The 13579-nt window shown below is 64.2% G+C and carries 16 protein-coding genes and 1 riboswitch; of the genes, 7 read left to right on the plus strand and 9 right to left on the minus strand.

Annotated features, from left to right (window positions below; all coding sequences use genetic code 11):
- Positions 1–139 precede the first annotated feature (139 nt).
- The 3 genes from recN to FA90_RS16710 all read right to left on the minus strand — a co-directional run bounded on the left by recN (position 140) and on the right by FA90_RS16710 (position 3908).
- Positions 140–1804: a DNA repair protein RecN gene (gene recN / locus FA90_RS16700; RefSeq protein ID WP_036170538.1), complete on the minus strand. Its 1665-nt coding sequence runs from the start codon at positions 1802–1804 to the stop codon at positions 140–142.
- A gap of 56 nt (positions 1805–1860) precedes the next feature.
- Entirely contained in the window at positions 1861–2763 is a 903-nt protein-coding gene (locus FA90_RS16705) for an NAD kinase (RefSeq protein ID WP_036170540.1), read from the minus strand.
- A gap of 155 nt (positions 2764–2918) precedes the next feature.
- Positions 2919–3908: a DUF3667 domain-containing protein gene (locus FA90_RS16710; protein WP_156116757.1), complete on the minus strand. Its 990-nt coding sequence runs from the start codon at positions 3906–3908 to the stop codon at positions 2919–2921.
- A 130-nt stretch (positions 3909–4038) separates the two neighbouring features.
- Between FA90_RS16710 and FA90_RS16715 the strand changes: the two genes are divergently transcribed.
- The 4 genes from FA90_RS16715 to ribB all read left to right on the plus strand — a co-directional run bounded on the left by FA90_RS16715 (position 4039) and on the right by ribB (position 6391).
- On the plus strand, positions 4039–4356 hold the full coding sequence (locus FA90_RS16715) for a hypothetical protein (RefSeq protein WP_036170542.1): 318 nt from the start codon (positions 4039–4041) through the stop codon (positions 4354–4356).
- Between the two features lie 12 nt (positions 4357–4368).
- The gene (locus tag FA90_RS16720) at positions 4369–4797 is read left to right on the plus strand and encodes an OsmC family protein (protein WP_197065321.1); all 429 of its coding nucleotides are present in this window, start codon (positions 4369–4371) and stop codon (positions 4795–4797) included.
- 135 nt (positions 4798–4932) lie between these two features.
- A complete protein-coding gene (gene gloA / locus FA90_RS16725; protein ID WP_036170544.1) occupies positions 4933–5346 on the plus strand; it encodes a lactoylglutathione lyase in 414 nt (137 codons plus the stop codon).
- Between the two features lie 110 nt (positions 5347–5456).
- Positions 5457–5611: riboswitch (FMN riboswitch) on the plus strand.
- Positions 5612–5734: 123 nt separating this feature from the next.
- The gene (ribB, locus tag FA90_RS16730; protein ID WP_036170545.1) at positions 5735–6391 is read left to right on the plus strand and encodes a 3,4-dihydroxy-2-butanone-4-phosphate synthase; all 657 of its coding nucleotides are present in this window, start codon (positions 5735–5737) and stop codon (positions 6389–6391) included.
- Positions 6392–6425: 34 nt separating this feature from the next.
- On the opposite strand, the gene FA90_RS16735 is transcribed toward ribB, so the two are convergent.
- Together FA90_RS16735 and FA90_RS25140 are read right to left on the minus strand one after the other, a co-directional pair.
- Positions 6426–6824, minus strand: coding sequence for a hypothetical protein (locus FA90_RS16735; RefSeq protein WP_036170546.1), 399 nt, complete (start codon positions 6822–6824; stop codon positions 6426–6428).
- 49 nt (positions 6825–6873) lie between these two features.
- Positions 6874–7635 carry a hypothetical protein gene (locus FA90_RS25140; protein WP_051971875.1) on the minus strand — a complete coding sequence of 254 codons (762 nt, stop codon included), beginning with the start codon at positions 7633–7635 and terminating at the stop codon, positions 6874–6876.
- A gap of 234 nt (positions 7636–7869) precedes the next feature.
- Between FA90_RS25140 and FA90_RS16745 the strand changes: the two genes are divergently transcribed.
- Positions 7870–8850 carry an IS1595 family transposase gene (locus FA90_RS16745; protein WP_081933900.1) on the plus strand — a complete coding sequence of 327 codons (981 nt, stop codon included), beginning with the start codon at positions 7870–7872 and terminating at the stop codon, positions 8848–8850.
- 58 nt (positions 8851–8908) lie between these two features.
- Here FA90_RS16745 and FA90_RS16750 read toward each other — a convergent pair whose 3' ends face one another.
- The 4 genes from FA90_RS16750 to FA90_RS16765 all read right to left on the minus strand — a co-directional run bounded on the left by FA90_RS16750 (position 8909) and on the right by FA90_RS16765 (position 12141).
- A complete protein-coding gene (locus FA90_RS16750) occupies positions 8909–10264 on the minus strand; it encodes a TolC family outer membrane protein (RefSeq protein ID WP_036170548.1) in 1356 nt (451 codons plus the stop codon).
- A gap of 56 nt (positions 10265–10320) precedes the next feature.
- Complete coding sequence (locus FA90_RS16755; protein ID WP_036170550.1) at positions 10321–10644, minus strand: rhodanese-like domain-containing protein; 324 nt, start codon at positions 10642–10644, stop codon at positions 10321–10323.
- A 12-nt stretch (positions 10645–10656) separates the two neighbouring features.
- The gene (locus FA90_RS16760; RefSeq protein ID WP_036170552.1) at positions 10657–11310 is read right to left on the minus strand and encodes a protein-L-isoaspartate O-methyltransferase; all 654 of its coding nucleotides are present in this window, start codon (positions 11308–11310) and stop codon (positions 10657–10659) included.
- Between the two features lie 171 nt (positions 11311–11481).
- Positions 11482–12141, minus strand: coding sequence for a TetR/AcrR family transcriptional regulator (locus FA90_RS16765; RefSeq protein WP_036170554.1), 660 nt, complete (start codon positions 12139–12141; stop codon positions 11482–11484).
- 105 nt (positions 12142–12246) lie between these two features.
- Between FA90_RS16765 and FA90_RS16770 the strand changes: the two genes are divergently transcribed.
- Positions 12247–12519: a YkgJ family cysteine cluster protein gene (locus FA90_RS16770; RefSeq protein ID WP_081933901.1), complete on the plus strand. Its 273-nt coding sequence runs from the start codon at positions 12247–12249 to the stop codon at positions 12517–12519.
- 180 nt (positions 12520–12699) lie between these two features.
- Positions 12700–13545, plus strand: a complete 846-nt coding sequence (locus FA90_RS16775; protein WP_036170556.1) for an undecaprenyl-diphosphate phosphatase — start codon at positions 12700–12702, stop codon at positions 13543–13545.
- Positions 13546–13579: the final 34 nt, after the last annotated feature.

The following is a 13579-nucleotide window of genomic DNA, read 5'->3' on the forward strand; positions in this document are numbered from 1 at the left end:
GGACGAGCCATTATAGATTGGCACTGCCGAGCGCCCGATTTGAACTGATTGATCGTACCGATAGTGAATCGGTCGGGCCAGGAAAAAAGCCCGGCGGATCATGGTGGATCGGCCGGGCTTGACGGTCGATGGTGCGCGTTCAGGACGCCAGCAGCTCGCGCGCGTGCTTGCGCGTGGTTTCGGTGATCTCGATACCGCCCAGCATACGCGCGACTTCCTCCACGCGCGCCTTGGTGTCGAGCACATCGATGCGCGAGACGGTCTTGCCGGCATCGGTCGTGCCCTTGGCTACCTGGAAGTGCTGGTTGGCCTGGCTCGCGACCTGCGGCAGGTGGGTCACGCACAGCACCTGGCGGCTCTGGCCGAGGCGCTTGAGCAGGCGCCCCACCACCTCGGCGACGCCGCCGCCGATGCCGGTGTCGACCTCGTCGAAGATCAGCGTCGGCACCGTGGTCGCATTGGCCGTGATCACGGAAATCGCCAGCGAGATGCGCGCCAGCTCGCCGCCCGAGGCGACCTTCGCCAGCGGACGCGCCGCCACGCCGGCGTGACCGGCAACCAGGAACTCGACCTGCTCCAGGCCATACACGGCCGGCTCGCACGGATTGAGCGCGACCACGAAGCGTCCGCCGCTCATCGACAGTTCCTGCATCGCTTCCGACACCTGGCTCGACAGGCGCTGGGCCGCCGCGTTGCGGGTCGCGCTCAGCTTTTTGGCCGCGTCCATGTACACCGACCTGGCTTTTTCCTCCTGGCGGCGCAAGCCTTCGACGTCGCTGGCGTCGGCCAGCTGGCGCAGCTTGGCCTTCAGGGTGGCGTGCTCGTCCGGCAGCTCCTCGGGCGTGACGCGGAACTTGCGGGCCGTGCTGTGGATCGCATCCATGCGCGCGTCGACTTGCGCCAGGCGCTCGGGATCGAGCTCGACCTTGTCGATGTAGTCGTTCAGGGCATACACGGCCTCCTGCAGCTGGATGCGCGCCGGCTCCATGCAGTCGAGCACGTTCTGCAGGCCGGCATCGACGTCGGCCAGCTTGGCCAGCTTCTGGTTCATCGAGGACAGCTGCGACAGGATCGGCTGTTCGGATTCCGAGATCGCGTTGAGGGCTTCCTGCGCGCCTTCGAGCAGGCTGGCGGCGTGCGACAGGCGGCTGTGCTCGTTGCTGATCTCCACCCATTCGCCGGGCTTCGCGGCCAGTTTGTCGAGTTCGCCGACCTGCCATTCGAGGCGCTCGCGTTCCAGCAGCACGTTCTTGGCGTTGGTCTCGAATTCCTCGCGCTGGCGCGCCAGCGCGCGCCAGGCTTTGTAGGTGCCGGCCACTTCCTGCACCTGCAGCACGGCCGCGGCGTCGCGCACCGCGACCTGGTTGTCGAGCAGCGCGCGCTGGGCGTCCTGCTTGAGCAGCGACTGGTGCGCATGCTGGCCGTGGATGTCGACCAGCAGCTCGCCCAGCTCGCGCAGCTGGCCGGCGGTGGCGGCGCTGCCGTTGATGTAAGCCTTGGAACGACCGGCGTTGTCGATCACGCGGCGCAGCAGCGCGCCGCCATCCTCGAGCTCGAACTCGTGCTGCTGGAGCCAGCGCGAGGCCGCGGGCGTGAGGGCGAAATCGGCGCTGATGTCGGCCTTGGCCGCGCCTTCGCGCACCATGCTCGCCTCCCCGCGCCCCCCGAGCGCCAGCTGCAGCGCATCGATCAGGATCGACTTGCCGGCGCCGGTCTCGCCGGTGAATACCGTGAAGCCATTCGAGAACTCGAGCTCGATCGTATCGACGATGACGAAGTCGCGGATGGTCAATGTGCGCAACATGAAGGAACAGGTCTCCCGATTGGATTCTTGAAGCGTTGTGGGTATTGGCGCGCGGATTACTTGAGCTTGCCTTCGCTGGACGGGTATTCGTTCCAGTGCAGCTTCTCGCGCAGCGTGTTGTAGTAGCTCCAGCCTTCCGGATGCAGGAAGGTGATGGTGTTGGGCGAACGCGAGATCACGATCTGGTCGCCGTGCTGCAGGCTCGTGAACGTCTGCATGTCGAAGTTCACGCTGATATCGCGCCCGTTGATGATCTCGACCACGATCTCGCTGCTGTCGGGCACGACGATCGGACGGTTCGACAACGCATGCGGCGCGATCGGCACCAGCACGATGCCGGCCAGTGTCGGGTGCAGCAGCGGCCCCCCTGCCGACAGCGCGTACGCGGTCGAACCGGTGGGCGTGGAGATGATCAGGCCGTCCGAACGCTGGTTATACATGAAGGCGCCGTCGACTGTCACCTTGAGCTCGGCCATGCCGGCCCCGCTGCCACGCGCCACCACGACATCATTGACCGCAACCGAACAATGGATCTGCTCGCCACCGCGCACCACCCGCGCTTCGAGCAGCACGCGCTCCTCGGCCTTGGACTTGCCGCTGAGGATCTCGGCCAGCGCCGGCAGCACGCGGTCCATCGGGATGTCGGTGATGAAGCCCAGCCGCCCCTGGTTGATGCCGATCAGCGGCACTTTGTAGCGGGCCAGCTGGCGCGCCACGCCCAGCATCGTGCCGTCGCCGCCGAGCACGATGGCGAGCTTGGCCAGGCGGCCGATATCGTCGACCGGCATCGCGTCCACGCCCGCCACCTGCACATGCTCCGCCGTGTCTGCTTCCAGCACCACGCGATAGCCGCCGACGCGCAAAAAGTCGACGATGGCTTGCACCGGCTGTTCGATGCCGGCGGTGTTGTGCCGCACGACCAGCGCGATGGTTTGTTGCGGTTCAGGCGTAGCGGGCATACGGATCTCGACGGTGGGAAAACAGGGACACGGGAAGATTAACCGATTCGACCGGCTTCTGCACTATCGCAACTCAGCAATGACTGTACAAAAGCACAGTATAATTTGCGCGCGTCCGATCCGGCAAGAGACTTGATGAACGCTTTGCCGAATGCTCAGTGCATGATCCCGAACAATACGGCCGCCGCCACCGCCAGCGAAATGGTGATCAAGTGGAACATCATCAAGACGATCCAGCGCAGCCCGGTCAGGATCCGCCCGCCGCCATACACGTGGCGCATTGCGATCGGCGTGTAGATCAGCAGCCAGACTTGCAGCACGAAAGTGAGCAGGCCCAGGTGCATGCCGTCCGGTATCGACATCGCGAGGGTCATGGCCAGGAACGCGAAGCCATTCGTATGCAGGGCGAACAGGAGGTGCTCGCCGTAACGCTTGCCGGAACCCAGGTACAGCACTTTCAGGTACAGCGCGAAAAACGGCATCATGAAGAAGATCGCATAAGGCGCGTAGCTGAAGAATGCCGCCTTTCCTGTATCCCATTTTTCCTGCGACGGCATGTCGAAGAAGGCATCGGCCTTGTGCGCGGCGTGGCTGTTGATGGGGGCAAGTTGTTCGTGCACCCAGGTCTTGACGTCATTGGTCTCGCCGGGCTTGTCCTCATGGATCAGCTCGGCGATTTCGCCCCGCCGGTCTTCGTGGACCATGCCCGCGACATCGGCCGATTTCGGCTTTGCGGCGCCTGGCGCATGCGTTGCCGTTGCCGCCGGCTTCCCGGCAACGCCCGCCTTCGGCAGCTTGGTCTCGTCCAGCTGCACGTTATCGTGCCCGCCGTATTTCATCACCGCGAAAAAGATCAGGCTGAAGGTCAGGTACAAACGCAAGGGCTGCACGTAACGTACGCGCCGGCCTTTGATGTATTCGAGGGTCAGGCGACCTGGCCGGAACAAAAGCAGGCCCAGCGACTTCCAAAGCTTGCCTTCGAGTGCAACGTAATGGCCGATGAATTCGTGCATGAACTCGCGCGTGCTGGCGACGTGCACGACGGTCTCCTGGCCGCATTCATGGCAAAAATGCCCGGACACCGCGGCGCCGCAGTTCAAGCAGTTGGCGGGGGCAACATGGTGATCCAGGGCTTCAGTGTTCACGACTTGTTCCGGCAAGCGTCAGCAATACGCACATGCTAACCATTTAATTGCAAAAAATCATCATCCAATTGCGCGACCGCCTTCGAAGCGACCGTTTAGGATTCAAGCAATTGCATACAAGGAGGCCGTCATGGATGAGGAAAAAGATCGCGTCGTAAATACCGACCGCAAGATCGAGGAACAAAGCTATAAACGCGAGCCGCACGAGCGCGACGAGTCGCCCGACGGGCAGAGCATCAAGCCGCGCGGGATCATGGCCCAGGCTGCGGAAGACCTGGAGCAGGGCCTGGTCGACACCGAAAACTACGAAGGCCGCGGCACCCCCGGCCTGGAGCAGGTGATCACGCCGCGCCCGGATGCCACCGGCCAGGCCAATCCGCAGCCCGGCCGCAACCGCGACATGCGCGACCACGATTCCGTCAACACCGACACCACCGAAAACCGCTAACAGGAGAATCCGATGATCAAACGTAAGGGCAGCGCCGTCTGGAGCGGCGGTCTGAAAGATGGCAAAGGTACGGTCTCGACCCAGAGCGGCGTCCTGAACCAGTCGCAATACGGCTTCAACACCCGTTTCGAAGACGGCCCCGGCACCAACCCCGAGGAATTGCTGGGCGCGGCGCACGCCGGCTGCTTCACGATGGCGCTGTCGGCCCAGCTGGGCGAAGCCGGCATGACCGCCGAAAAGCTCGAGACCACGGCCACGGTCTCGCTCGACAAGGTCGAGGGCGGCTTCGCCATCAACGCCGTCCACCTGGACCTGGTCGCCACCATCCCGGGCGCCAGCGAAGAGGCATTCCAGGAAGCGGCGCACAAGGCCAAGGAAGGCTGCCCGGTGTCCAAGCTGTTCAACGCCAACATCACGCTGGACGCGAAACTGCAGGCCTGACCTTGCAAGGTTCTCCTGGCCCGCGCGCGCGCGTATGCACACGCGTACGCGCGCGCAAAGGCCGGGCACGCGTCAGCAAAGTTCATGGCGAGCGCATACAATTCCTGTTTTCCTGCCACTTCTCCAAGGACCACAATGCGCCTCCTGCACACCATGTTACGCGTCGGCGACCTGCAACGCTCCATCGACTTCTACACCAAGGTGCTTGGCATGAAACTGCTGCGCACCAGCGAAAACCCGGAATACAAGTACACCCTGGCCTTCGTCGGCTACGGCAACAATCCGGATCACGCCGAACTCGAGCTGACCTACAACTGGGGTACCGACAAGTACGAGATGGGCACCGCCTACGGCCACATCGCGATCTCGGCCGAAGACATCTACAAGACCTGCGAGCAGGTGCGCGCCGCCGGCGGCAACATCACGCGCGAACCGGGTCCGGTCAAGGGCGGCAGCACCGTGATCGCCTTCATCACCGACCCGGATGGCTACAAGGTCGAGCTGATCGAGCGCGCCGACAACGAGGGCGGCGGCGGCCTGAGCAACTAAGCCGGTCAACCTAACGGGCCCAGCGGCAAACCGGCCGGCGCCAGCAGGCTCGGACGGACGCTGCTACAATGCCCCGGCCCGCTTGCTGTCCTGCAGCCGGCGGCCAACCAATACGTCTTCGGGGCGGGGTGCGATTCCCCACCGGCGGTATGGCCATGCGTGATGCACGGCCGAGCCCGCGAGCGCCTGCGGTCACGATCGCAGGGTCAGCAGACCTGGTGAGATGCCAGGGCCGACGGTATAGTCCGGATGAAAGAAGATGTGCGTTATCACGCGCTGCCGCATGCCGTTTGGCATGGGTGGCGCGGCGTTTCGCTTTGCCCTGATGCGTTTTTCGCTTAACCTTGCACGCCTCGCGTGCATGACACCAACTGCGAGGAGCGTCTCAATGACCACCCCATCCTTTACCATTCTCAGCGACGACCTGGAAGGCCGCATGGCCGCCGCCATCGAAGCCACGCGCAACGGTACGCCAGTCATCCTGCTCGACGATTTCGATCGCGAGAACGAAGCCGACCTGATCGTCGCCGCCGAAAAACTCACCGTCGAGAGCATGGCCCTGATGATTCGCGAGTGCAGCGGCATCGTCTGCCTGTGCCTGTCCGACGAGAAAGTGCGCGCGCTCGAACTGCCGCCGATGGCGCCGGAGAACGGCAGCCGCTACGGCACGCCGTTCACCGTCTCGATCGAGGCGCGCGAAGGCGTCACCACCGGCGTCTCGGCCCAGGACCGCGTCACCACCATCCGCACCGCGATCGCCGCCGACGCCAAGCCGCACGACCTGGTGCGTCCGGGCCACGTGTTCCCGCTGCGCGCCAACCCGGCCGGCGTGCTGGCCAGAGCCGGCCACACCGAGGGTTCGGTCGATATGGCGATCATGGCCGGGCTGGCGCCGGCAGCCGTGCTGTGCGAACTGATGAACGAAGACGGCACCATGATGCGCGGCGAAGCCATCGAAGCCTTCGCGCGCGCGCGCGGGTTCACGATCCTGACCATCGCCGAGATGATCGAGTGGCGCACCCGCCATGAGCAGAAGGCTGCCTGAGCCTCGGCTCAGTGGCGTAGCTCAGTGACGTAACTCAGTGACGTAACTTCAGCAGCGCCAGTCCATGGTTGGTGCGGACGGCGATGTTGCCGTCGTCCGCCACCGCCAGTGCCTGCACCACCACCAGGTCGGCCGGCGCGTCGTGCAGGCGCGTGTTCAGGTCGACGATGCCCTCCTTCGCGGTCCACGAAATCGCGTGCTCGCTGCCCGCGCCAATCGACGAGCCGACCACCAGGCCGCTCGCGTTGATCGCCACCGCATCCGAAAAATTGCTGCCGGCCAGGGCGCCGATGCTGGTCATCGTCTTGCCGTCGTAGACGAAGCCGCGCTGGCTGCCGTCCGCCACGTTCGAATGGCCGATCGCGATGCCGGCCGCGTTGAGCGCGACCGCCTCGGCCGAATCGCCGCCCAGCGTGCCGATGATGCGCAGCACCCCCTTCTCGTAATAAAAAGCACTCAGCGGGCCGTCGCCGGTCCGGGTGTTAGCCGACGACCTGGCCGGCGTCGTTGACGTCTTGCGCCAGCGAATTGGCGCTGCGTGAGCCCAGGTCCTGCAGCGGACCGCCAGTGCCGCTGTCGTAGACGAAGGCGTGATACCAGCCGTTGGCCGGGCCATAGGAATACCCCACCACCAGCCCGGCCGTGTTGCTGTCCAGCGCGAAGGAATCGCCGCCGAAGCTGCCGAGGTCGCGCATCGTCTTGCCGTCGTAATAGAAGGCGTGCGTCTGGCCGGCCGGGGTCGTGGCCCAGCCGGCGATCTTGCCGCAGGAATTGATCGCGTTGCCGAAGGAATAGCCTCCGCCCAGCGTCCCCAGGTCATGCATGGCGCCATCGTAGAAAAAAGCATGCGCCGTGCCGTCCGCCCTGCCCGACCAGCCGGTGACGTGGCCGCAGTAGTTGACCGCCAGGGCGCGCGCGTATGCGCCTCCGAGCGTGCCCAGGTCGACCGAAGTGCTGCCGTTGTACAGGAAGGCGCGTGGGTTGCCGTCGGCGCCGCCAAACGAGGTGCCGGCGACGATGCCGCCATTGGCGATGCCCTTGCGCGTGATGTCGCCGTAGACGTCGGGGATCCCGAGCGGGATGACGTCATAGGTCGGGCCGCGGTAGCCATCCGATACCGGCAAGGCAGGCGTTGGATGGGCGTCGTCCCCACCGCCGCCACCACAGGCGGCCAGCAGGACGGTCAGGGTCAGCGCAGCGATGCGCGGCGCGGCAACAGTGGATTGCGTGTAAGACGTGAACATGGCGACCTCGCTTTAAAAACAAAGGGTTCACGCCTGAGTGTAGGAGCGTAGTCGCAGCCGGTTCGCATAAAGTAGAGTTTGCTTGGCACTGCTCAAGCTGCTATCTACGGAGCAATGTAGAGCGGAAATTTTTAGCTGCAGACGAAAAAAAAGGCTGTGTTCGCGTTAGTTAAGTGAACCAAACGGCGTTGCCGAAGTCTTACGCATTGTCGAGTTAGCCCATCGGGAGTGACGATGCAACGGCCCACCTTCAGCGAATTTTTCACCCTGCTTTCTGGCGCAACATTGTCCAGCAGCGAGCTGGCGCAATTGCGCGCCTGGATTGCCGGCATCCGCGACCCGTCCGAGTGCCTGGCACTGGTCGAAGCGGCCGCGGCAGGCCGGCCCTGTCCGCATTGCAGCGGTGTGCGGCTGCACCGCTGCGGCCGCGCCAGCGGCTTGCAACGGTTTCGCTGCCTCGGCTGTGACCGCTCTTTCAATGCCCTGACCGGCACGCCGCTGGCGCGGCTGCGCAAGCGCGAACGCTGGCTGCCTTATCTTCAGTGCATGCTCGAGTCGCGTACCGTACGCCAGGCCGCGCGCGACACCGGCGTGCACCGAACCACGAGTTTTCGCTGGCGCCACCGGTTCGGACCGGGGGCCGCGCACCATCGGCCGTCGACGTTGTCGGCGATCGTCGAAGCCGACGAGACCTATCGCCTCGAATCGCAAAAGGGCGCGCGCCAGTTGACGCGTCCGCCCAGGCGACGCGGCGGCCTGGCCAGCCGGCGCGGCATCAACCGCGAGCACGACTGCCTGCTGGTGGTGCGCGATCGCAACGGCCTGACGCTGGATTTTCATACCGGCCGCGGTCCCGTGACGGCAGCACAATTGCGCTCGCGCCTGACACCCGTGCTTTCTCCCGACGTGCTCTTGATCAGCGACAGCGCAGCGGCGTATGCCTGCTTCGCCGCCGAGACCGGGATCACGCACGCGCCCGTCAACCTGCGTGCGGGCCGGCGTGCACGCGGCGCGATCCATCTCCAGAACGTCAATGGCTGGCACAGCCGTTTCAAAAGCTGGCTAATGCGCTTCAAGGGTGTCGCCAGTCGCTACCTGGCGAACTATTCCGGCTGGCAGCGGTTACTCGATGCACATGAGTTGAAGACACCTGCGCAATGGCTGTGTGCTGCGGTACGTCAAGCTCAGTCGAGGCAGGTGCAAACGTCGACTTAACGCGAACACAGCCAAAAAAAACGGCGCCGCAGCGCCGTCGTTTGCAAGCCCGGATGACTTACCGCTGCTGCAGCAACGCATTGATCGGCTGCAGGTCTTCTTCGCGCAGCGAACCCGCCGCGGCCTTCAGCTTGAGGCCAGCCAGGATCGTGTTGTAGCGCGCCCTGGCCAGGTCGGTGCGCGTTTGATACAGCTGGCGCTGGGCATTGAGCACGTCGATGTTGATGCGCACGCCGACTTGGTAGCCCAGCCTGTTCGATTGCAGCGCCGAATTGCTCGACACCTCGGCCGCTTCCAGCGCCTTGACCTGGGCCAGGCCCGAATTCACGCCGAGGAAGGACTGGCGCGCGTTCAGGGCGGCGTTGCGGCGGTTGGCTTCGAGGTCGTTGCGCGCCTTGTCTTCCAGCGCGATCGACTGGCGCACGCGGCTGGTCACGGCAAAGCCGCTGAAGATCGGGATGCTGGCCTGGATGCCGATGCCCTTGTTCGAGCTGGCCCCCGAGACATAGGTCTGGCCGTCGGTGCGGCTGTGCGTCGAGGACGCGACCAGGTCCAGGGTCGGATAGTGGCCGGCGCGGTTCTTCGAGATGTCGCGCTTGGCCGATTCCAGGCTCAGCTCGGCCACGCTCACGGCGTAATTCTGGTTCTCGGCGGCCGATACCCACTGGTCGACGTTGCCCGGCTGCGGCGCGGCCAGCGTCACGCCCTGGCGCAGCGTGGCGAGGGCCGCCGGCGGCGCGCCGATGATCGCTTGCAGCGCCGTCTTCTTGTTTTCCAGGTCGTTGACGGCGGCAATTTCCTGCGACACCACCAGGTCATAGGCGGCCTGAGCTTCATGGGTGTCGGTGATGGTCTGGGTGCCGACCTCGAAGTTGCGCTTGGCCGAGGCCAGCTGCTCGGTCGTCGCTTCCTTCTGGGCGCGGGTCGAGTCCAGCGTGTCCTGGGCGGCCAGCACGTCGAAATAGGCCTGGGCCACGCGCGTGATCAGGTCTTGCTGCGCCTGGGCGAACTGGGCTTCGGCGATCGATTGCTGCAGCTTGCTCTGCTGGTAGGTTTCCCAGCGGTCCCAGCGGAACAGCGGCTGCTGCAGCGAGACCGTGTATTGGTGGCTGTTGGCGGTACCGCCGTAGCTCGGAATGGTCTGGGACGGATTGTTCGGATCGATGATCGAACCGGAATTCCAGGATGCCTGCGAGCTGTTGCTGCGCTGGTAGGCCCCGGTGACACCGATGGTCGGCAGCAGCCCCGCCCGGCCCTGGGCGATACTTTCCTGGCCCGCCGTCAAGGACGCGCGCGCGCTGGCGTAGGTGGCGTCGTTCGCCAATGCCTGCTGGTACACCTGGATCAGATCGGCCGCATGGGCCTGCAGCGAAAAGGTGCTGGCCAACAGTACGGCGATGAGGGGCTTCTGCATTACTCTCTCCATCGGAGTGTTCTTCTAGTTAAGGACGCAGGCGCGAGGCTTCGGGCTCAGTACTTCGGCATCGAAGGATCGACCTGCACGGCCCAGGCGTGTATTCCGCCCGTTAAATTGGTGATGTTGGAAAATCCGTTACGCTCCAGGAAGGCGGCGACTTGCATGCTGCGCGCACCGTGATGGCAGACGCAGACGATTTCCCGATCGTCGTCGATTTCAGTGACGCGGATCGGGATCAGGTTCATGGGAATCTGGGTCGAGCCTGCGATATGGCAGGTCTCGTATTCCCAGTTTTCGCGCACGTCCAGTAACAGCGGCTGTTCGCGCGACTCGTCGGCCAGGCGGGCAGCCAGTTCAGGGGCGGTGATGTGCTGCATGGTGGCTGCGCCTCAGAACGTGAAGTGCGACGGCACCGGGGCGCCGACCAGGTACTGCATGTTGGTCTCGAACACCTTGACCGTGTTGTAGCTGTTCTCGCCGGTGCGGGTGATGATGCAGGCTTCCATCACCGGCGGCTGGCCGACGATGGCGGCGATGCGGCCGCGGACCTTGACCTGCTTGAGGATTTCGTCCGGCAGCACTTCCAGCGCGCCCGAGATCACGATTACGTCGAACGGCGCGCCCTTGGCCCAGCCTTCGGCGCCGTTGCCCAGCTCAACCGTGACGTTGCCGATGCCGGCGCGGGTCAGGTTCTTCTGCGCGAAGGTCTTGTTCTCTTCGTTGATTTCCACGCTCGTCACCTTGGCGCCGCGGTGCGCCAGCAGGGCGGCCATGTAGCCCGAACCGGTGCCGATTTCCAGCACGGTCTCATGTTTCTTCAGGCCCAGTTCCTGCAGGATGCGCGCTTCGAACTTCGGCGCGAACATGGCCTGGCCGCCTGGCAGCGGGATTTCGATGTCGGCGAACGCCAGGTTCTGGTAGGCGGCCGGCACGAACTGTTCGCGCTTGACCACGAACAGCAGGTCGAGGATATCCTGGTCGAGCACATTCCATGGGCGAATCTGCTGTTCGATCATGTTGAAGCGGGCTTGTTCGATATTCATGTTAATACTCGGTGGAAAATAAATAATCCGATATTTTATCGTTGAACGGCCTCGGGAACACATCTTAACGAGACGTGACGTGAGACCACGGGAAATTGCGACAGTCTGCAGTTTAAAGGGGATGAACCCCCGAAAATGACGTGTTGACGTGGAGAAAGGATCACGCGCGTGTCAGGTTGCCGCGGATTGTGCAGGCGCCGACGGCAGCAAACCGTTCAGCGCCATGTCGAGGAAGGTGTCGAGGAAGGCCATCGGCTCGAGCTCGGCGCGCGGGCACGGGCCGACCGAATGCTTCCAGGTGATCAGCATCAGCATCGGTGCGACCAGCACTTGCGTCGTCATGTTGACGTCGACCGGGCGGAATTCGCCGCGCGCGATGCCGCGCTCGAGCATGCCGGCCATGGTGCGCGTGCCACGGGCGATGACTTCTTCCTGGTAGAAACAGGCCAGCTCGGGGAAATTGTCGGCCTCGGCCATGACCAGCTTGATGATGCCGGAGGCCTTGGTGGCGCCCAGGCGCTGCCACCACGAGTGGATCAGGTGGCGCAGCAGGTCGGCGCTGTGGCCGTCGAACTCGGCCACCGAGGCTTCGGCGTCGCCGATCACCGGCACGATGTTGTTGCGCACAACCGCCTTGAACAGCTCTTCCTTGTTTTCGTAATACAAGTAGAGCGTGCCCTTGGAAACGCCGGCGCGGCGCGCCACGTCTTCCAGGCGTGTGGCGGCATAGCCACGCTCGACGAACAGGTCGAGCGCCGCCGACAGCAACTCCTGGGGACGCGCGTCCTTACGTCGTTCCCAGCGCGGCTTGGTGTCTAAGGGGCATGGCATGCTTCTGTCCGTCAACTGACTGTTGAGTCAGCGAATATAGACCTGCATATAAGGGCAGTCAAGGACGGCCCATCGGGTACCGGCCGATAGTATACTAGTTGGTCCATGACCGTTCCCCAACAACCCATCCAGTGCCGGCCCGGCTGTGGCGCCTGCTGCATTGCCCCGTCCATCAGCTCGCCGATTCCTGGCATGCCCAACGGCAAGCCTGCAGGCGTACGCTGCGTGCAGCTCGACGAGCGCGACGGCTGCAAGATCTTCGGCCGTCCGGAGCGCCCGGCGGTGTGCGGCGGCCTGCAGCCCGCCAGCGACATGTGCGGCGAGTCGCGCGCGCATGCGATGTTTTTTCTCAGCGAACTGGAGCGCTTGACCGCCTGACGCTTGCCCTGACTCTTGCCGATCGTAAAAAAGCCACTATCTATTGAGGGTACTCGACGGCAGCCCCCTGGCTCATGGTAAGCTTGCGCCCTGCCGGCGGCGAGGGTCACTTGTCGCGCGGCGTTCTTTCCCTCCCGCATCGGCTTCCCCAACCCTACCAATCACGATCCGACCAAAACAATGGACATCATTCTCGCCCTGAAAGCGCTGATCATGGGCCTCGTCGAAGGCTTTACCGAATTCCTGCCGATCTCGTCCACGGGTCACTTGATCCTGGCCGGCAGCCTGCTGAAATTCACGGGCGGCGCGTTTACCGAAGACAAGGCCAAGGTGTTCGAGATCGTGATCCAGGCCGGCGCGATCCTGGCGGTAATGTGGGAATTCCGCGCACGCATCGTTGCGGTGCTGACCGGTTTGAACGATCCGCGCCAGCAGAAATTCGCGATCAACGTGATCGTGGCCTTCCTGCCGGCCGCGGTGCTGGGCGTGCTGTTCAACAAGGCGATCAAGGCGCACCTGTTCGCGCCGCTGCCGGTGGCGCTGGCCTTCATCGTCGGCGCACTGGTGATCCTGTGGGTCGAGCGCACCCACAAGCACAGCAACGCCACCGCGCGCATCCAGAGCGTGGACGACATGACCGTCGCCGATGCCCTGAAAATCGGCTGCGCCCAGGCGTTTGCGCTGATCCCGGGCACCAGCCGTTCCGGCGCGACCATCATGGGCGCGATGCTGTTCGGGATGTCGCGCCAGGCGGCCACCGAATTCTCCTTCTTCCTGGCGATCCCGACCCTGATCGGCGCGACCGTTTACTCGCTGTACAAGGAACGTGCGCTGCTGTCGGCGGCCGACCTGCCGCTGTTCGGCATCGGCTCGGTTGCCGCCTTCGTCTCGGCCTTCCTGTGCGTGCGCTGGCTGCTGCGCTTCATCAGCAGCCACGACTTCACCGGCTTCGCCTGGTACCGCATCCTGTTCGGCCTGGTCGTGCTGGGCACCGCCTACGCCGGCCTGGTGGTCTGGGCCGACTGAAGGGAATCATCATCGAACGCTTGGACAGCCAGAT

Origin of the sequence: Massilia sp. 9096, assembly GCF_000745265.1 — a bacterium.
In the GTDB taxonomy this organism is placed as follows: Bacteria; Pseudomonadota; Gammaproteobacteria; order Burkholderiales; family Burkholderiaceae_D; genus Telluria.

Excerpts from the sequence above, each read along its gene's own strand:
- FA90_RS16715 (WP_036170542.1), top strand. The coding sequence starts at position 4,039 with ATGGATGAGGAAAAAGATCGCGTCGTAAATACCGACCGCAAGATCGAG.
- FA90_RS16765 (WP_036170554.1), bottom strand. The coding sequence starts at position 12,141 with ATGCCATGCCCCTTAGACACCAAGCCGCGCTGGGAACGACGTAAGGAC.
- FA90_RS16705 (WP_036170540.1), bottom strand. The coding sequence starts at position 2,763 with ATGCCCGCTACGCCTGAACCGCAACAAACCATCGCGCTGGTCGTGCGG.
- recN (WP_036170538.1), bottom strand. The coding sequence starts at position 1,804 with ATGTTGCGCACATTGACCATCCGCGACTTCGTCATCGTCGATACGATC.
- FA90_RS16745 (WP_081933900.1), top strand. The coding sequence starts at position 7,870 with ATGCAACGGCCCACCTTCAGCGAATTTTTCACCCTGCTTTCTGGCGCA.
- FA90_RS16755 (WP_036170550.1), bottom strand. The coding sequence starts at position 10,644 with ATGCAGCACATCACCGCCCCTGAACTGGCTGCCCGCCTGGCCGACGAG.
- FA90_RS16760 (WP_036170552.1), bottom strand. The coding sequence starts at position 11,310 with ATGAATATCGAACAAGCCCGCTTCAACATGATCGAACAGCAGATTCGC.
- FA90_RS25140 (WP_051971875.1), bottom strand. The coding sequence starts at position 7,635 with ATGTTCACGTCTTACACGCAATCCACTGTTGCCGCGCCGCGCATCGCT.
- FA90_RS16775 (WP_036170556.1), top strand. The coding sequence starts at position 12,700 with ATGGACATCATTCTCGCCCTGAAAGCGCTGATCATGGGCCTCGTCGAA.
- ribB (WP_036170545.1), top strand. The coding sequence starts at position 5,735 with ATGACCACCCCATCCTTTACCATTCTCAGCGACGACCTGGAAGGCCGC.
- FA90_RS16750 (WP_036170548.1), bottom strand. The coding sequence starts at position 10,264 with ATGCAGAAGCCCCTCATCGCCGTACTGTTGGCCAGCACCTTTTCGCTG.
- FA90_RS16720 (WP_197065321.1), top strand. The coding sequence starts at position 4,369 with ATGATCAAACGTAAGGGCAGCGCCGTCTGGAGCGGCGGTCTGAAAGAT.
- gloA (WP_036170544.1), top strand. The coding sequence starts at position 4,933 with ATGCGCCTCCTGCACACCATGTTACGCGTCGGCGACCTGCAACGCTCC.
- FA90_RS16770 (WP_081933901.1), top strand. The coding sequence starts at position 12,247 with ATGACCGTTCCCCAACAACCCATCCAGTGCCGGCCCGGCTGTGGCGCC.